This is a genomic window from Streptomyces sp. NPDC091387, from assembly GCF_044756945.1.
GTDB lineage: Bacteria > Actinomycetota > Actinomycetes > Streptomycetales > Streptomycetaceae > Streptomyces.
This window is the reverse complement of sequence record NZ_JBIVTZ010000002.1, coordinates 591,512-611,581: the sequence shown is the minus strand read 5'-3', so window position 1 is coordinate 611,581 and position 20,070 is coordinate 591,512. Positions and strand designations below refer to the sequence as shown.

Annotated in this window: 2 protein-coding genes; both read right to left on the bottom strand. The window is 73.6% G+C overall.

Annotated features, from left to right (window positions below; all coding sequences use genetic code 11):
- A partial coding sequence (locus ACIQM0_RS06895; RefSeq protein ID WP_401284140.1) for a type I polyketide synthase occupies positions 1 to 3,630 on the bottom strand: 3,630 nt, incomplete at its 3' end.
- Between the two features lie 7 nt (positions 3,631 to 3,637).
- Positions 3,638 to 19,966 (bottom strand): SDR family NAD(P)-dependent oxidoreductase, encoded by a 16,329-nt coding sequence (locus ACIQM0_RS06890; protein WP_401284138.1) that lies wholly within the window; start codon positions 19,964 to 19,966, stop codon positions 3,638 to 3,640.
- Positions 19,967 to 20,070 lie beyond the last annotated feature (104 nt).

The window sequence follows — 20,070 nt, the reverse complement described above, 5'->3', positions numbered from 1 at the left end:
ACCAGCCGACACCAACGGCCGCCACACCACCTCATGCAACCCACCACCCACACCCGAACCCACACCACTCAACTGCTCCACCGACACCGGACGGAACATGAGTCCGCCGACCGTGGCCACAGGGGCGCCGTTCTGGTCCGCCAGGCTCAGCGAGAGGCTGTTGACGCCCTGGGGAGAGAGCCGAACCCGCAACGAGCGGGCACCGGCGGCGTGCAGAGAGACGTCCGTCCAGGAGAAGGGGAGCTCGGTCGGCTCGTCGCCCGTGACTCCCTCGCCGACTCCCAGAGCGTGCATGGTCGCGTCGAGCAGGGCGGGGTGAAGCCCGAACCGCTCGGCGTCCCCGTGTGCCTGCTCGGGCAGCTCGACCTCGGCGAAGACGTCGTCCCCGCGCCGCCACACGGCCTTGAGCCCGCGGAAGACGGGGCCGTAGACGTACCCCTGCTGGTGGAGCAGCTCGTAGGCGTCGTCCGTCCGTACAGCGACCGCGCCCGGCGGGGGCCATTCGGTGAGGTCGAAGGCCGGCACCGGCTCACCCGCACCCGCACCCAGCACACCGTCCGCGTGCAACACCCACCCCGCACCCACGCCCTCGCTCTCCCGACGCGAATGCACCCGCACCGAACGACACCCAACCTCGTCCGGACCACCCACCACCACCTGCAACGCCACCCCACCACGCTCCGGAACAACCAACGGCGCCCGCAACGTCAACTCCTCCACCACCCCACAACCCACCTCATCAGCAGCCCGCACCACCAACTCCACAAACGCAGCCCCCGGCAACAACACCGACCCCAACACCACATGATCCGACAACCACCCCATCCCCTCCACCGACAACCGACCCGTCAACACCACACCACCCGAATCCGGCAACGCCACCGCCGCACCCAACACCGGATGATCAACCACCACCTGACCCAAACCACCAGCATCACCACCCCCCACACACTCCAACCAGAACCGCTCACGCTGAAACGCATACGTCGGCAGATCAATGCGCTGAGCCCCCGAACCCTCAAAGAACCGCAACCAGTCCACAGACACACCCGCCACATGCAACCGACCCAACGCCCCGACAGCCGCAGCCACCTCCGGACGCCCCTTACGCACCAACGAAACGAACAACGCCGACTCCGCATCCACCGACTGCTGCGCCATCCCACTCAGCACACCGTCCGGACCCAGCTCGATGTAGGACGTCACACCGCGCGACACGACGAACGACACCGCGTCCGCGAACCGCACCGCCTCCCGCACATGCCGCACCCAGTACTCCGCCGAACCCCAGCCCTCGCCCAGATCCCCCGACACACCCGACACCACCGGGATCGACGCGGCCCCGAACGACAGCCCGGCCACCACCGCCCCGAACTCCGCCAACATCGGCTCCATCAACGGCGAATGAAACGCATGCGACACCCGCAGCACACTCGTCCTACGGCCCTGACCAGCAAACTTCCCCGCCAGATCAGCAACCGCACCCTCCACACCCGAAACCACCACAGACCGCGGACCATTGACCGCCGCGATCCCCACCTCGTCACTGAGCAGCGGAAGCACCTCAGCCTCCGTCGCCTCCACCGCCACCATCGACCCACCAGCCGGCAACGCCTGCATCAACCGACCACGCGCCACCACCAGCTCAGCCGCATCACCCAGCGACAACACACCCGAAACGTGCGCCGCCGCAATCTCCCCCACCGAGTGACCCACCAGGAAGTCCGGACGTATGCCCCAGGACTCCACCAGCCGGAACAGGGCCGTCTCGACCGCGAACAGACCCGCCTGGGCGAACATCGTCCCGTTCAACAGGTCAGCATCCTCACCCCACACCACCTCACGCAACGAACGACCCAACCGAGCGTCCAGCTCCACCAGCACCGCGTCGAACGCCTCCGCGAACACCGGGAACGCCTCATACAGCTCCCGACCCATCCCCAGCCTTTGCGATCCCTGCCCCGTGAACAGGAAAGCCGTAACACCAGCCGGACGCACCGACCCGCTCACCACCGAGGCCGACACCTCGCCGTCAGCCAGAGCCGTCAGACCCCGTACCAACTCCTCACGGTCCGATGCCGCGACCACCGCACGGTGCTCCAGCACCGCACGCGACACCACCGACGAGAAACCCACATCCAGCAATGAGACAGAAGCGTCCATACGCGCCAGGAGCTTCGAGGCCTGCCCCGCCAGCCCCGCCTCGCTCCGCGCCGACAACACCACCGGCACCACCGGCACCACCGGCACCTCGACCGAGGAAACCACCGCAGGAGCCTCCACCACCGGAGCCTGCTCCACGATCACATGCGCGTTCGTCCCACTCAGCCCGAACGACGACACACCCACCCGACGCGGACGATCCCGCTCCGGCCACGCCCGCGACTCCGTCAACAACTCCACCGCACCGGACTCCCAGTCCACGTGCGGCGAACGCGTCTGCGAGTGGAGGGACTTCGGCAGCACGCCGTGCCGGATCGCCTGGACCGCCTTGATCACTCCGCCCACACCGGCGGCTGCCTGGGTGTGGCCCAGGTTCGACTTCAACGAGCCCAGCCAGAGCGGATCGCCCTCCGGGCGCCCCTTCCCGTACGTCGCGAGGAGCGCCTGCGCCTCGATCGGGTCGCCCAGCCGGGTCCCCGTGCCGTGCGCCTCCACCAGGTCCACGTCCGTGCTCGTGAGGCCGGCGTTCTCCAGTGCCGCGCGGATCACCCGTTGCTGGGACGGGCCGTTGGGGGTGGTCATCCCGCTCGACGCGCCGTCCTGGTTGATGGCGCTTCCCCGGATCACCGCGAGGACCGGGTGTCCGTTGCGCTGGGCGTCCGAGAGGCGCTCGACCATGAGGACGCCGACGCCCTCCGAGCAGCCCGTGCCGTCCGCGTCGGCGGCGAAGGACTTGCAGCGGCCGTCCTTCGCCATGCCCCGCTGGTGGCTGAAGTAGAGGAACATGTCCGGCGTCGTCATCACCGTCACGCCACCCACCAGCGCCATCGAGCAGTCGCCCCGGCGCAGTGCCTGTCCTGCCCAGTGGAGGGCGACGAGCGATGACGAGCACGCGGTGTCGATGGTGACGGCGGGGCCTTCGAGGCCGAGGGTGAAGGCGATGCGGCCGGTGACGAGGCTGCCGTCGCTCGTGCCGGGGCCGTAGTCGTGGTACATGACTCCGGCGAAGACGCCGGTCCGGCTGCCCTTCAGGGAGAGGGGATCGATCCCCGCACTCTCCACCGCCTCCCAGGACGCCTCCAACAGCAACCGCTGCTGCGGATCCATCCCCAACGCCTCACGCGGAGAGATCCCGAACACCCCGGCATCGAAATCAGCCGCGTCATACAGGAAACCCCCCTCACGCGTCACCGTACGGTTCGGCTTCCCCGGCTCCGGATCGTAAAGCCCCTCCACATCCCACCCACGATCCACCGGAAACCCCGACACACCGTCCCGGCCCTCCACCACCAAATCCCACAACTCGTCCGGAGAACCCACCCCACCCGGATAACGGCACGCCATCCCGACAATCGCGATCGGCTCGGAGGCGTCGTCGGTGAGGCGGTCGTTGGCCGAGCGGAGGCGTTCGTTCTCGACCATGGTCGCGCGGAGGGCGGCCACCAGCTGCTCTACAGATGTTTCCATGATGTCCTCAGCCCTCGCTCGGGTTCCGGGTCGGGTCGGCGGACGCGAGCGCGGCGCGCACCAGGTCGTCGACGTCCATGGTCCTGATCGCTTCGCCGGCCTGTGCGGGTGCCGGTGCGGGTGTCGTGGGTCGGGGGGCGAGCTTCAGCAGCGCGTCCAGCAGGCCGGCCTGCCGGAGCGCGTCGACCGGGATGTCCGCGAGGGTCTGCCGGATGGCGGCGTCGGCCTCCGCGGTCCCCGATCCGGCCTGTGCGGGTGCGGGCGCGGTTCCGGTGGACGCGTCCGGCGCGTTCTCCTCGATGCCCGGGGGGAGTTCGTCGAGGAGGAAGTCGGCCAGCACCATCGGGCTGGGGTAGTCGAACATGAGTGTCGCCGGGAGCCGGAGGCCGGTGGCCTTCTGGAGCCGGTTGCGGAGATCGATCGCGGCGAGCGAGTCGAGGCCGAGCTCGGTGAAGCCCTTGGAGACGTCGATGGTGGCCGGGACGCTGTGGCTGACTCCGGCGACCTGCTCGCGCACGACGTCCAGCACCGTGCGCTTGCGTTCGGCCGCCTTCATGCCCGACAGCCGCTGTTCCAGGGTCTGTTCGGTGGCGGGGGCGGTGGCCGCCGCGGTGACGGCGGGGGCGCGTACCTCCTTGCGGGCGGCGGGCCGTTCCGGCGCGCCGAGCACGTCCTTCAACAGGTGCGGCGGTTCGGCGGTGGCGTGCTGATCGCGCTCCACCCGGATCGGTACGAGCACCGGCCGGTCGAGTTCCAGCGCCTCGTCGAGCAGGGCGAGGCCCTCGGCGGTCGGCAGGGCCGGCATGCCCATGGTGCGCATGCGCCGCAGGTCGGCGTGGGTGACTCCGCCCCCGAGGCCGGTCTTGGTCTCCCAGAGGCCGAACGCCAGTGCCGTGGCCGGTAGTCCGGCGGCGCGGCGGTGGGCGGAGAGGGCGTCCAGGAAGCGGTTGGCGGCGGCGTAGTTGCCCTGGCCGACGCCGACGACGAGTCCGGCGCAGGAGGAGAAGAGGATGAACGCCTTCAGGTCGAGTCCGCGTGTCGCCTCGTGCAGGTTCCACGCCGCGTCCACCTTGGGGCGCATCACCGTGTCGACCTGGGCGGGGGTGAGGGCGGCGAGCAGTGCGTTGTCCATGACGGCGGCCGCGTGGACGACCGCCGTCAGCGGGTGTGCGGCCGGGATCGCGGTCAGCAGTGCGTCGACGGCCTTGCGGTCGGACGCGTCGCAGGCCGCGAGGGTGACGGTGGCGCCGAGTCCGGTCAGTGCGTCGCGGAGTGCGGTGGCGCCGGGTGCGTCCTGGCCGCGCCGTCCGGCGAGCAGGAGGTGGCGTACGCCGTGCTGTTCGACCAGGTGGCGGGCGACGACGGCGCCGAGGCCGCTGGTTCCGCCGGTGATCAGTACGGTCCCCTCGGCGTCCCAGGGCAGGGGCGTGGTGGGTGCTGCCGCTGCCATCCGGGCCAGTCGGGGCACCCGTACCTCCGCGCCGCGCAGGATCGCCTCGGGTTCGCCGGACGCGGCCACGGCGGGCAGCGTCTCGCGGGCCGTGGCCGTGCCGTCGGAGTCGACGAGGACGAACCGGCCGGGGTACTCCTCCTGCGCGGAGCGCAGCAGGCCCCATACCGGTGCCTGGACGAGGTCCACGGCGGCGTCGCTCTCCTCCACGGGAAGGGCGTTGCGGGTGACCACGATGAGGCGGGAGTGCGCGTACCGCTCGTCCGCGAGCCAGGACTGCAGTGTGGCGAGCAGGTGTGCGGTGACGGAGCGGACGGCCGCCGGGATGTCGTCGTGTTCCGGGGCGGGCGGTACGGGCAGGACGACGACGTCGGGTACCGGGGCGCCGCCGGTCAGGGCGGCGCCGAGGGCGGCGAGGTCCGGGTAGCCGGTGCCGGGGCCGGGAGGAGAGGCGTCCTCGGGGCCGGTGCCGAGCACCGCCCAGCGGTCCGTGGCCGCGGTGACGGCGGCGCCGAGCGGCAGTTGCTGGGTGACCAGGTGGAACACGGCCTCGTGCTCACCGCCGCCCGCGGCGGCGGCCGCGTTGACCTTGGCGGCGGTGACGGGGCGGACCACGAGGGAGTCGATGGTGGCGACCGGGGTGCCGGCGGGGTCGGTGAGTTCGAGGCGTACCGCGTCCGAGCCCTGTGACCGGTGGGATGCGACGGCGGTGATGCGGACCCGCAGCCGGGAGGATCCGGCGGCGTGCAGGGTGACACCGGACCAGGCGAACGGCAGCTGGGTACCGCCGACGTCCTGGGGGCGGCGCCCGTCCATGAAGTCGGTCGCGCTGAGTGCCGCGTCGAGGATGGACGGGTGGAGGCGGAAGTCCTTCCCGACGTCGAGGGAGTCCTCCGGCAGGGACACCTCCGCGAAGGTCTCCGCGCCCCTGGACCAGATGCCGCGCAGGCCCCGGAACATGGGGCCGTAGCCGTAGCCCTGGCCGGTGAGGTAGTCGTACACACCGGAGATGTCGACCTCGGTCGCACCCGTGGGCGGCCAGTCGGCCGGGGCCGGGGCGAACGCGCCGGCGGGGGGTGCCTGTCCGGTTCCGGGGGCGAGCACACCGCTGGCGTGCTTGCTCCAGGGTGCGCCGGCCGGGGCGTCGTCGGCGCGGGAGTAGACGCCGAGTGAGCAGCGCCCGCCGGCGTCGGGTGCGTCCACGACGACCTGGACGGCGAGTCCGCCGTGGGGCGGGAGCGGCATCAGTGCCTCGATGGTGAGTTCCTCCACCACCTCGCAGCCGACCTCCTCCCCGGCCCGGATGGCGAGTTCGATGTAGCCGGTGCCGGGCAGCAGCACGGTCCCGAGGACGTCGTGGTCGGCGAGCCAGGGGTGGGTGCGGACGGAGAGGCGCCCGGTGAGCACGACGCCGCCGGCCTCCGGGGAGGCGACCACGGCGCTGAGCAGCGGGTGCGCGGCGGCGGTCTGGCCGAGGCCGGTCACGTCGCCGCCGACGGGGGCGGGTGCGTCGAGCCAGTACGTGGTCCGGTCGAAGGCGTACGTGGGCAGCTCGACGGTGCGTCCGCCGCGGCCTTCGAGGACGTCGGCCCAGCGGACGACGGGTCCGGTGACGTGCAGCCGGGCGAGGGCGGTGAGCAGGGTGGCGACCTCGGGCCGGCCCTTGCGCAGGACGGGCACGGTGAGGGTGTCGGGTGTGTGGTGTGCGGCGGCCTCGGTGAGTGCGGTGAGCACCGCGTCGGGGCCGAGTTCCACGAAGCGGGTGACGCCCTGGCCGGAGAGGTGGGCGATGCCGTCGGCGAACCGGACGGCCTCGCGCACGTGGCGGACCCAGTACGCGGGCGAGGTCAGCTGCTCGGCGGTCGCCTCGGTTCCGGTCACGTGGGACACGACGCGCATCTGGGGAGCGGTGTACGTGAGTGTCTCGGCGACCTTCCGGAACGCGTCGAGCATGGGTTCCATGAGCGGCGAGTGGAAGGCGTGCGACACGCTCAGCCGCTTGGTGCGGCGCCCCGACGCGGCGAAGTGCTCCGCGACGGCGAGCGTCGCCGCCTCCGCCCCGGAGATCACCACGGCCGACGGGCCGTTCACGGCGGCCAGTCCCACCTCGTCGCCGAGCAGCGGAAGCACCTCGTCCTCCGACGCGGCCACCGCCACCATCACTCCGCCGGTCGGCAGTTCCTGCATCAACCGGCCTCGTGCGACGACGAGTTCGGCCGCGTCCGGCAGTGACAGCACGCCCGCGACGTGCGCTGCCGTGATCTCACCGATCGAGTGCCCGGCCACCACGTCGGCCCGTGCGCCCCAGGACTCCACCAGGCGGAACAGGGCCGTCTCGACGGCGAACAGCCCGGCCTGGGCGAACATCGTCCCGTTCAGCAGACCGGCGTCCTCACCCCACACCACCTCGCGCAGCGAACGCCCCAGCCGGGCGTCCAGCTCCGCCACCACCGCGTCGAAGGCCTCCGCGAACACCGGGAACGCGCCGTACAGTTCGCGGCCCATCCCCAGCCGCTGCGCACCCTGGCCCGTGAACAGGAAGGCCGTCAGGCCCTCCGCCGTGGAACCGGCCGACGTGACCACGTCCGCGTTCTCCCGGCCCGCCGCCAGATCGGACAGCGCGCGCACCGCCGCGTCACGGTCCGCGGACAGCACCACCGCGCGGTGGTCCAGCACGCCACGCGTCGTGGCCAGCGAATGGCCGACGTCCACCAGCAGCTCGTCCGGGTGTGCCTCCATATGGGCGAGGAGGCGCCCGGCCTGTGCGGTGAGCGCCGTGGCGCTCCGCGCGGAGAGCGGAAGCGGTACGACGGGCAGCGGTACGGCGGACGGCGGAAGCAGTTCGGCGGGAAGCGATACGAGGGGCTGGGGTTCGGCGGGAGCGGCGCCGTCCCGGGGCGCTTCCTCGATGATGACGTGGGCGTTGGTGCCGCTGAGTCCGAAGGAGGAGACCCCGGCCCGCCGGGGCCGGTCCCCCGCCGCCCAGGTGACAGGCTCGGTCAGCAGGCGTACGCCGCCGGCCTCCCAGTCCACCTGCGGTGACGGCTCGTCGACGTGCAGGGTCCGGGGCAGCAGGCCGTTGCGCAGGGCCATCACCATCTTGATGACTCCGCTGACGCCGGCGGCGGCCTGGGCGTGCCCGATGTTGGACTTGACCGAGCCGAGCCACAGCGGGCGCTCGGCGGGGCGGTCCTGGCCGTACGTGGCGAGGAGTGCCTGTGCCTCGATCGGGTCACCCAGCCGGGTGCCGGTGCCGTGCCCTTCCACCGCGTCCACCTCGGCGGGGGCGAGCCCGGCGGCCGACAGGGCCTTGCGGATGACGCGCTGCTGGGAGGGGCCGTTGGGGGCGGTCAGGCCGTTGGAGGCGCCGTCCTGGTTGATGGCGCTGCCCCGGACGACCGCGAGGACGGGGTGTCCGTTGCGGCGGGCGTCGGAGAGGCGCTCGACCAGGAGGAGGCCGACGCCCTCGGCCCAGCTCGTGCCGTCGGCTGCACCCGCGAACGCCTTGGAGCGGCCGTCGGAGGCGAGACCGCGCTGCCGGCTGAAGTCGACGAAGATCTCCGGGGTCGGCATGACGGTGACACCGCCCGCCAGGGCGAGGTCGATCTCGCCGGTGCGCAGCGCCTGGCAGGCCATGTGGAGGCTGACCAGGGAGGAGGAGCAGGCGGTGTCGACGGTGACGGCGGGGCCTTCGAGGCCCAGCGCGTAGGCGACGCGGCCGGAGGCGATGCTGCCCGCGCTGCCGTTGCCGAGGTAGCCGGCCAGGTCGTCGGGGACGTCGGTGACCCGGCTGCCGTACTCGTGGTACATCACCCCGGCGTACACACCGGTCTGGCTGCCGCGCAGCGTCTCCGGGTCGATTCCGGCGCGCTCGAAGGTCTCCCACGCGGACTGGAGCAGCAGGCGTTGCTGCGGGTCCATCGCGAGGGCCTCGCGCGGCATGATGCCGAAGAACCCGGGGTCGAACTCGGCCGCGTCGTAGAGGAATCCGCCCTCGCGGACGTAGGTGCGGCCGGGGAGTCCGGGCTCGGGGTCGTAGAGGGCGTCGGCGTCCCAGCCGCGGTCGGCGGGGAAGTCGCCGATGGCGTCGACGCCGTCCGCGACGAGGTCCCACAGGTCCTCGGGCGAGCGGACGCCTCCGGGGAAGCGGCAGCTGATGGCGACCACCGCGATCGGGTCGTCGTCGACGGCCGCGAGCGGGGCGGCGGCGGGCGCGGTGGTGGTCGTGCCGGCGAGCAGGGTGTCGAGATGTCCGGCCACGGCACGGGAGTTGGGGTAGTCGAAGACCAGTGTCGCGGGCAGTCGCAGTCCGGTGGAGCCGACCAGCAGGTTGCGCAGTTCCACGGCGGCGAGGGAGTCGAATCCCTGGTCGCGGAAGGCGGTGTCGGGTCCGACCGCCTCGGGGGTCGGCTGGCCGAGGACGGCGGCGACCTGGGTGCGGACGGTGTCGAGCAGGATGCGGGCCCGCTCGTCGGGGGTCGTACCGGACAGCCTGCGTTCCAGTGCGGAGCCGGTGGCGGCCGCCCGGACGGTGCGGCGCGCGGGGGTACGGACCCGGCCGCGGAGCAGTGCGGGCAGTTCGTCGCTGCGGGCGGCGAGCGCCACCGGGTCGATGGTGAGGGGGACGACGACGGTGTCGCCGGCGACGACGGCGGCGTCGAGGAGTGCGAGGCCCCGGTCGGCGGGGAGGGCGGGCAGGCCGAGGCGCCGCATCCGGTCCAGGTCGGCTTCGGTGAGGTCGCCGCCGAGGCCGGTGCTGACCTCCCACATGCCGAACGCGATCGAGGTCGCGGGCAGCCCGGCCGCCGCGCGGTGGGTGGCGAGCGCGTCCAGGAAGACGTTGGCCGCCGCGTAGTCGGCCTGGCCCGCGGCGAGGACGAGGCCGCCCGCGGAGGAGAACATGACGAACGCGGTGAGGTCGGTGTCCTTGGTCAGTTCGTGCAGGTTCCAGGCGCCGTCGGCCTTGGGGCGCAGGACGGCGTCGAACCGCTCGTGCGTGAGGCTGCCGACCAGTCCGCCGTCGGCGACCGCCGCCGCGTGCACGACGGCGCGCAGCGGGCGTTCGGCGTCGATGCCGGCGAGCAGCGCGGCCAGTGCCTCGCGGTCGGCCACATCGCAGGCGGCGATCACGACGTGGGCGCCGAGGCCGGTGAGTTCGGCGGCGAGTGCCTGTGCACCGGGTGCGTCCGTGCCGCGCCGGCCGGCCAGCAGGAGGTGGCGCACCCCGTGTTCGGTGACGAGGTGACGGGCGACGAGTGCGCCGAGGCCGCTGGTTCCTCCGGTGATCAGCACCGTGCCCCCGGTGTCCCAGGGGGCGGGCCGGGCGGGCTCGGGTGCGGTGGCCCGGCCGAGCCGCGGCACCCACAACTCGTGCTCGCGCAGCGCGGCTTCGGGTTCGGCAGATGCGATGGCGGCGGAGATCTCGGCGTCGGTGGGCTCGGACGCGCCGTCCACGTCGAGCAGGTGGAACCTGCCCGGGTTCTCGGCCTGTGCGGCACGCACCAGGCCCCATACGGGGGCCTGCGCCGGGTCCACGTCCTCGCCGGGCCGTACGGGTACGGCGCGCCGGGTGACCACGACGAGGGGGCGGTCGGCCGCCTCGGGGTCCGCGAGCCGGTCGCGTACCGCGTCGAGCACGTAGTGGGTGAGGTCGCGCACGGCGTCGGGGACGTACCCGCCCTCGGGCGGTGCCGGGCAGTGCAGAACGGTGTACGCGGGGGTGGCGTCGGCCGTCGTGGTGACCGGTTCCGTCCGCTGCCAGCCGATCCGGTGGAGGGAGGCGGACGGTGCGCCGGAGGCCGCCGCGATCTGCTCCGGCGAGACCGGCCGGGAGACGAGCGACTCCACGGTGGCGACCGGTGCGCCGCTCTCGTCGGCGACCATGATGGCGGAGACCTCGTCGCCGCGCAGCCGCTGGATGTGGACGCGCAGCGCCGGGGTTCCGGCGGCGTGCAGGGTGACGCCGTTCCACGAGAAGGGCAGCAGGGTGGCCGCGTCGGCGGCCGGGTCCGTCAGCAGATCGGCGTGCATGGCCGCGTCGAGGAGCGCGGGGTGCAGTCCGTAGGCGGCCGCCTCCGCGCGGGCGGGACCGTCGAGGGCGACCTCGGCGAACACGTCGTCGCCGCGCCGCCAGGCCGCGCGCAGCCCCTGGAAGGCGGGGCCGTAGGCGTATCCGCGCTCACGCAGCCGCTCGTAGGCGGACTCGACGTCGACGGGGGTGGCGCCGGCCGGCGGCCACTGGACCAGGTCGAAGGCGGGGGCGGGTGCCTCGCGGGTCAGGGTGCCGTGGGCGTGCCTGGTCCACGGGGCGTCGGGCTCGGTGGAGCCGCGCGAGTGGATGCTGACCGTGCAGGCGCCGGACGCGTCCGGTGTTCCGACGACGACGCGCAGGGCGACGCCTCCCCTGGCGGGCAGGGTCAGGGGTGCTTCGAGGAGGAGTTCCTCGATCCGGCCGCAGCCGACGTGGTCGCCCGCCCGGACCGCGAGTTCGACGAATCCGGTGCCCGGCAGCAGCACGCTGCCCAGCACGCCGTGGTCCGCGAGCCAGGGCTGGGTGGCGGTGGCGAGCCGTCCGGTGAGGACGACCCCGCCGTCGTCGGGCGTCGCCACGGCGGCGCTCAGCAGGGGGTGGGTGACCGCTTCGAGGCCGACAGCGTCCAGATCGCCGGGGGCGGTCGCCAGGTCGAGCCAGTAGCGCTCGTGCTGGAAGGCGTAGGTGGGCAGGTCCGGGCCCTGTCCGATGCCGCGGAGGCCGAAGAGGGCGTCCCAGTCGACGGTGACGCCGCGGGTGTGGGCACGGCCGACGGCGGCCAGGAGTTCGCGGGCCTCGGGCCGGTTCCGGCGCAGCGACGGGACGAACGCCGCCCCCTCGGGGTCCTGGACGCAGTTCTGGCCCATGCCGCTGAGCACGGCGTCGGGGCCGATCTCGACGTACGAGGTGACGCCGCGGTCCTCCAGGAACCGGACCGCGTCCGCGAACCGGACCGCCTCCCGCACATGCCGCACCCAGTACTCCGCCGCACCCCAGTCCTCGGCCAGATCCCCGGACACGCCCGACACGACGGGGATCGACGCGGCGCCGAACGACAGTCCGGCCACCACCGCGCCGAACTCCGCCAGCATCGGCTCCATCAGCGGCGAATGGAAGGCGTGAGAGACGCGCAGCACACTCGTCCTGCGGCCCTGCTCCTCGAACGTGGCGACCAGTCCGCGAACCGCCGCCTCCGTACCCGAAACGACCACGGAGTCGGGCCCGTTGACGGCCGCGATCCCCACCTCTGCGTTCAGCAGCGGAAGCACCTCGGCCTCCGTCGCCTCCACCGCCACCATCGAACCACCGGAAGGGAGCGCCTGCATCAACCGTCCGCGCGCCACCACGAGTTCAGCCGCATCCGCCAGCGACAACGCTCCCGAGACGTGTGCGGCAGCGATCTCACCGACCGAGTGGCCGACCAGGAAGTCCGGACGCATGCCCCAGGACTCCACCAGCCGGAACAGGGCCGTCTCGACCGCGAACAGACCCGCCTGGGCGAACATCGTCCCGTTCAACAGACCGGCGTCTTCACCCCACACCACCTCACGCAACGAGCGGCCCAACCGAGCATCCAGCTCGACCAGCACCGCGTCGAACGCCTCCGCGAACACCGGGAACGCCTCATACAGCTCCCGGCCCATACCGAGCCGCTGCGCACCCTGGCCCGTGAACAGGAAGGCGACCTTGCCCTCGCTGACCGTGTCCCGTACCGGTCCCGTGCCGGAGGCCAACGCCTGCAGGGCCGCGGTGAGTTCCGTGCGGTCGGCGCCGAGGGCTACGGCTCGGTGGTCCAGGGCGGCGCGGGTCGTCGCGAGGGCGTGGCCCGTCGCGGCGAGTGCGTCGTCGGGGACGGTCGCGAGGTGGCTGAGCAGGCGTGTCGCCTGGGCGCTCAGCGCCTCCGGGGTCCTCGCCGAGACCGGCCAGGCGACCGGGGCGGACGTGGAGCCGGACGGTTCGGGCGCGTCCTGCGGTGCGGTGGCGGGCGGCTCCTCGATGATCACGTGGGCGTTGGTGCCGCTGATGCCGAACGACGACACCCCGGCGCGGCGCGGACGGCCGTGGGCGGGCCAGGCGGTGGGGCCGGTCAGCAGTGCGACGGCGCCGGAGTCCCAGTCCACCTGGGGTGAGGGCTCGTCCGCGTGCAGGGTCGCGGGCAGGGTGCCGTGGCGCATCGCCTGCACCATCTTGATGATGCCCGCCACTCCGGCCGCCGCCTGGGTGTGGCCCATGTTGGACTTGATGGAGCCGAGCAGCAGCGGGCTGCCGTCCGCCGGGCGCTCCTGGCCGTAGGTCTCCAGCAGTGCCTGGGCCTCGATCGGGTCGCCCAGGACGGTGCCGGTGCCGTGGCCCTCGACGGCGTCGACGTCGGCGGGGGTGAGGCCGGCGACGTCCAGCGCGCGTCGGATGACCCGCTGTTGTGCCGGTCCGTTGGGTGCGGTGAGGCCGTTGGAGGCGCCGTCGGAGTTGACGGCGGAGCCCCGGACGATGCCGAGCACACGGTGGCCGTTGCGTTCGGCGTCGGAGAGCCGCTCCAGCAGGAGCATGCCGACGCCCTCGCCCCAGCCGGTGCCGTCCGCACCGCTGCCGAAGGACTTGCACCGGCCGTCGGCGGCCAGGCCGCGCTGCCGGCTCATGTCGACGAAGGTGTCGGGGGTGGACATGACGGTGACGCCGCCCGCGAGGGCGAGGGCGCAGTCGCCCCGGCGCAGGGCCTGGGCTGCCCAGTGCAGGGCGACCAGGGAGGAGGAGCAGGCGGTGTCGACGGTGACGGCGGGGCCTTCGATGCCGAGGGTGTAGGCGACCCGGCCGGACACCACGCTGGCGAGGCTGCCGTTGCCGTGGTAGCCGGCCACGTGCTCGGGGAGCGGGCCGAGGCGCAGCCCCCAGTCGTGGTACATCACACCGGCGAAGACACCGGTGTCGCTGCCGCGCAGGGCGTGCGGGTCGATGCCGGCGCGCTCCACGGTCTCCCAGGCGATCTCCAGCAGGAGTCGCTGCTGGGGGTCCATGGCCTGGGCCTCGCGGGGGCTGATCCCGAAGAACGCGGCGTCGAAGTCGGCCGCCTCGTGGAGGAATCCGCCCTGGTCGGTGAGGCTCTTGCCCGGAGTGCCGGGCTCGGTGTCGTGGATGTCGGTGGCCCAGCCGCGGTCGGTGGGGAACGCCGAGACGACGTCGCGTCCTTCCTCGACGAGCTGCCACAGCTCCTCGGGCGAGGTCACGCCGCCGGGGTAGCGGCAGGCCATGGAGACGATGGCGATGGGGTCGTCGTCGGAGGCGGAGGCGGTGGTGGCCGGGGTGTGCCGGCCGGTCCGCTGTTCCGCGTCGCCGCCGAGCCGGGAGGCCAGGTGGTCGGCGAGGGCGGCGGGCGAGGGGTAGTCGAAGACGAGGGTGGCGGTGAGCGGCAGTCCGGTGGCGGAGCCGAGCCGGTTGCGGAGTTCGACGGCCGCGAGGGAGTCGAAGCCCATCTCGTTGAACGCCCTTGTGGTGACGACGCGTTCGGGTCCGTCGTGGCCGAGGACGGCGGCCACCTGGGCCCGGACCAGGTCGAGGAGGGCCTCGCCCCGCTCCGAGCGGGTCAGGCCGCTCAGGCTGCGCGCGAGCGACTGCTCGACGCTGATCCCGCCGCCGCCCACGGCGCGGCGCGGCGGACGGACCAGGGCCCGCAGGAGGGCGGGGGCCTCGTCGGCGCGGGCGTTGAGCGTGCGCAGGTTCAGCCGTACGGGGACGACGGCCGGGTGCGCCTGCGTGCTGATCGCGCGGTCCAGGAGGGCGAGGTTCTCCGCGACGGACAGCGGCTGGAGGCCGAGGCGTTCGATGCGCCGCAGGGCGGCCTCGTCGAGGGTGCCGCCCATGCCGCCGGTGCCGGTCCACAGCCCCCACGCCAGTGACGTCGCGGGGAGGCCGAGGGCGGCGCGGTGGGTGGCCAGGGCGTCGAGGAAGACGTTGGCGGCGGCGTAGTTGCCCTGTCCCGCACCGTCCAGGAGGGTGGCGGTGGAGGAGAACAGCACGAACGCGGAGAGGTCGCTGTCGCGCGTGAGCTCGTGGAGGTTCCAGGCTCCGTCGGCCTTGGGCCGCAGAACGGTGTCCAGGCGGGTGTCGTCGAGGGAGTCCACCAGTGCGTCGTCGAGCACCCCGGCCGCGTGCACGACCGCGCTGAGCGGCAGCCGCTCCGGTACGGCGGCCAGTGCCTCGGCCAGCGCGTCGCGGTCGGCGGCGTCGCAGGCGGTGATCGTGACCTCGGCGCCGAGTGCGGTCAGCTCGGAGCGCAGCTCCTCGGCGCCGGGGGCGGCCGCGCCCCGGCGGCCGGTGAGCAGCAGTCCGCGTACGCCGTGTGCGGTGACCAGGTGGCGGGCGAGCGTGGCGCCGACGCCGCCGGTTCCGCCGGTGATCAGGACGGTGCCTTCGGTGCGCCAGGGGGCGGTGTCGGGGTTCGGTGCCTGGGTGGTGCGGGTCAGCCGGGGGACGTGCAGCCGGCCGTCGCGCAGGGCGATCTCGGGTTCGTCGGTGTCGGCGGTGAGGCGGAGCAGTTCGTCGGTGCCGAGTGAGCCGTCGCTGTCGAGCAGGAGGAAGCGGCCGGGGTGTTCTGCCTGGGCCGAGCGCACCAGGCCCCAGACGGGTGCCTGGGCGAGTGCGGCCTGTTCGCCGGGGGTGGCGGCGACCGCGCCCCGGGTGAGCACGGTCAGCCGTGCGGTGGCGGAGCGTTCGTCGGCGAGCCAGTCCCGTACGGCGGTGAGCGTGGTGCCGAGGACGGTGCGGACGTCGGCGGCGACGTCGGGTCCGGTCGGGGCGGGGCAGTGGTGGACGGCGCCGGGGGCCGGGGCCGACGCGGTGGGGGCGAGGTCGGGCAGGGGGGCCCACCGGACGTGGTGGAGCGCGTCGGGGTGCGCGGTGGCGGCCAGTCCGCCGGCCGTGAGGGGGCGGACGAGGAAGGAGTCGACGGAGGCGACCGGGGCCCCGGTGGCGTCGGCCAGTTCGAGGGCGACCTCGTCGGTGCCGGTGGCGGTGACGCGTACCCGCAGGGTGGTCGCGCCGGACGCGTGGAGGGTGACGCCGGTCCAGGCGAAGGGCAGCAGGATGCGGCCGTCCTGGCTGTCGGTGCCGTCCTGCGTGGCGAAGTCGGTGGCGTGCAGGACGGCGTCGAGCAGTGCGGGGTGGAGTCCGTAGGCGGAGGCCGGGTCGCCGGCTGTCTCCGGCAGCCGTACCTCGGCGAACACCTCGCCCCCGGCGGCCTTCCAGACGGCTCGCAGGCCGTGGAAGGCGGGGCCGTATCCGTAGCCCTGGGTGGCCAGGTCTCCGTAGAGGCCGGTGATGTCGAGGGGTTCGGCGCCGGGTGGCGGCCAGGTGCCGGACGCGAAGTCCGCGCTCCCCGGTCCGGTCTGACCGCGGGGGGCCAGGCGTCCGGTGGCGTGCCGCGTCCACGGGGCGTCGGCGGGGGCGTCCTCGTCGCGTGAGTAGAAGGCGACGGGGCGGCGGCCGGTGGCGTCCGGGGCGTCGACGACGATCTGGAGGGCGACGCCGCCGGTGCCGGGCAGGATCAGCGGGGCCGCCATGACCAGTTCGTCGAGGCGTTCGCAGCCGGTCTGTTCGCCGGCCCGGACCGCGAGGTCGACGAACGCGGTGCCGGGCAGCAGGACATGGCCGTCGATCACGTGGTCGGCGAGCCAGGGGTGCGAGCGCAGCGAGACCCGTCCGGTGAGGACGGCGCCCCCGGTGTCCGCGAGGCCGACCACCGCGCCCAGCAGGGGGTGGCCGGCGGCCATCTGGCCGAGCGCCGTCGCGTCCTGGGCGGCGTCGGGGGCGCTGAGCCAGAACCGTTCGCGCTGGAAGGCGTACGTGGGCAGCTCGACGCGGTGGGCACCGGCGCCGGCGAAGAAGGCGTGCCAGTCGACGGGGGTGCCGCGGGTGTGGGCGACGGCCAGGGCGCTCAGCAGCTGGTACGGCTCGTCGTGCCCGCGCCGCAGGAGCGGGGCGAACACCGCTGCCGGGTCGGCGCTCTCGCGGCCCATGGCGCAGAGCACCGGGTCGGGTCCGAGTTCGAGGAAGGTGGCGACGCCCCGGTCGGTGAGGGAGGCGACGGTGTCGTGGAAGCGTACGGGGGCGCAGATGTGCCGCACCCAGTACTCGGGGTCGGTGAGTTCCGCGGCGGTGGCGAGCCGGCCGGTGAGGGCGGAGACGACGGGGAGCTTCGGTGCGGCGTAGCTGAGGATCCGGGCGATCTGCCGGAAGTCGTCGAGCATGGGGGCCATCAGCGGTGAGTGGAACGCGTGGCTGACCCGGAGCCGCTTGGTGCGGTGGCCGGCGGCCTCCAGCCGGGCGGCGACGTCGGTGACCGTCGCCTCGTCCCCGGACAGGACGACGGAGCGGGGGCCGTTGACGGCGGCGATGCTGACCGTGTCGCGGCAGTGTGCGAGGAGCGGCTCCACCGTCTCCTCCGCGGCCTCCACGGCGATCATGGCGCCGCCCTCGGGCAGGGCCTGCATCAGCCGGCCGCGCGCCGCGACGAGGGTGGCGGCGTCGTCGAGGGTGAGCACACCGGCGACGTGGGCGGCGGTCAGCTCGCCGATGGAGTGCCCGGCCACGTAGTCGGGACGGACGCCCCAGGACTCCAGGAGCCTGAACAGGGCGACCTCGACGGCGAAGAGGGCCGCCTGCGCGTACTCGGTGCGGTCCAGGAGGGCCGCTTCCGGGGTGTCCTCGTCGGCGAACAGGACGTCCCACAGGGAGCGGTCGAGCTGGAGGTCGAGGTAGCCGATGGCGTTGTCGAGGGCCTTGGCGTAGGCCGGGTGGGCGTCGTACAGCAGGCGTCCCATGGCGAGACGCTGGCTGCCCTGACCGGTGAAGAGGAACGCGGTGCCGCCGCCGGTGACGGAGGTGAGGACGCCGGGTGCGTCACGGCCGTCGGCCAGGGCGCGCAGCCCGTCGAGGAGGCCCGCGCGGTCACCGGCGAGCACCACGGCCCGGTGCGGCAGCGCGGCCCGGGTGGTCGCCAGGGAGTGGGCGAGGTCGAGGGGGCGGGCGTCGGGGGTGTCCTCGACGTGTGCCAGCAGGCGTCGGGCCTGGTCGCGCAGGGCGGCCCCGGTGCGGGCGGAGAGCGTCGCGGGCAGGGGGCGTCCGTCGGCGGCGGCGGTGCCGTCGCCCTCGGCGGCGGCGCTCCGCGCGGTCTCGGCCGGCGGCTCCTCGATGACGATGTGGGCGTTGGTGCCGCTGACGCCGAAGGAGGAGACGGCGGCCCTGCGGGGGCGGTCGCCGGGCGCCCACGGCACGGGTTCGGTCAGCAGCCGGACCTCCCCCGCCGACCAGTCGACGTTGGGCGAGGGGGCGTCCACGTGCAGGGTCGCGGGCAGCACACCATGACGCATCGCCATGATCATCTTGATCAGGCCGGCCGAGCCGGCGGCGGCCTGGGTGTGTCCGATGTTGGACTTCACCGAGCCGAGCCAGGCGGGCCCCGCGGTGCGTTCCTGCCCGTAGGTGGCGAGCAGTGCCTGCGCCTCGATGGGGTCGCCGAGGGTGGTGCCGGTGCCGTGCGCCTCGACGGCGTCGACGTCGCCCGCGGTGAGTCCGGCGTCCGCGAGTGCCTGGCGGATGACCTGGCGCTGGGCGCGGCCGCTGGGCGCGGTCAGGCCGTTGGACGCGCCGTCCTGGTTGATGGCCGTACCGCGCAGGACGGCGAGGACCGGGTGGTTGTTGGCGCGTGCGTCGGAGAGGCGTTCCAGGACGAACACACCGGCGCCCTCGGCGAACGCCGTGCCGTCCGCGGCGGCGGCGAACGCCTTGACCGTGCCGTCGGCGGCGAGTCCGCGCTGCCGGCTGAACGCGGTGAACACACCGGGGCTGCCCATGACGGCGACGCCGCCCGCCAGCGCGAGGGTGCACTCGCCGCGCCGCAGCGACTGGGCGGCGAGGTGGAGGCCGACGAGCGAGCCCGAGCAGGCGGTGTCGACGGTCAGCGCGGGTCCTTCCAGGCCGAGCGTGTAGGCGACCCGGCCGGAGACCACGCTGGGGGCGTTGCCGCTGAGCAGGTATCCGTCCAGGCCGTCCGGCGCCTCGTGCAGGCGCATCGCGTACTCCTGCGGCTCTGCGGCGACGAAGACGCCGGTCCGGCTGGAGCGCAGGGTCCGCGCGTCGATCCCGGCCCGCTCCACGGCCTCCCACACGGTCTCCAGCACGAGGCGCTGCTGCGGGTCCATCGCGAGGGCTTCACGGGGGCTGATGGAGAAGAAGTCCGCGTCGAACTCGGCCGCGCCGGACAGGAATCCGCCGTGCCGGGCGTAGGTGGTGCCGGGGGTCGTGGGGTCGTCGTCGAAGAGCCGGTCCAGGTCCCAGCCGCGGTCGGTGGGGAAGTCGTCACGGATGTGGGTGCCTTTGGCGACGAGCTGCCACAGGTCCTCGGGGGACGACACGTCACCGGGGTAGCGGCAGCCGATGCCGACGACGGCGATCGGGTCGTCGGTGGCGATGCCGGGCGCGACGACCGGGTCGGGCAGGTCGGGCAGGCCCAGGGCCTCGGTGCGCAGATGTGCGGCGAGCGCGGCCGGTGAGGGGTGGTCGAAGGCGACGGTAGGGGGCAGTGCGAGACCGGTGGCCGCGGCGAGCCGGGCGTGCAGCGCCACCAGCGCCACGGAGTCGAGCCCCAGCTCGCGGAAGGCGCGGGCCGGGTCCACGGTCCGCGCGGCGTCCGGCCGGGTCTGCCGCAGTACGGCCTCGGTGCACTCCCGCACCAGGTCGAGCAGCACCCTGGTCTGCTCCGAGGTGGGGAGGGATTCCAGCTCACGCACGAGTGCGGACTGCTGCACCGTGCCCCCGTCCGGCACACCGTCGGTGCCAGAGACGAAGTTTTCCGACTCAGTCATCTGCACTCCACACAATTGTCGCCCGTCGCCGGACGGAATTCACCAGGGAACCGCACCACTTGCGGGTCACGCTATGGAAGGCGAAAGGCCGCACGCAGCCCCTA

Excerpts from the sequence above, each read along its gene's own strand:
- ACIQM0_RS06890 (WP_401284138.1), bottom strand. The coding sequence starts at position 19,966 with ATGACTGAGTCGGAAAACTTCGTCTCTGGCACCGACGGTGTGCCGGAC.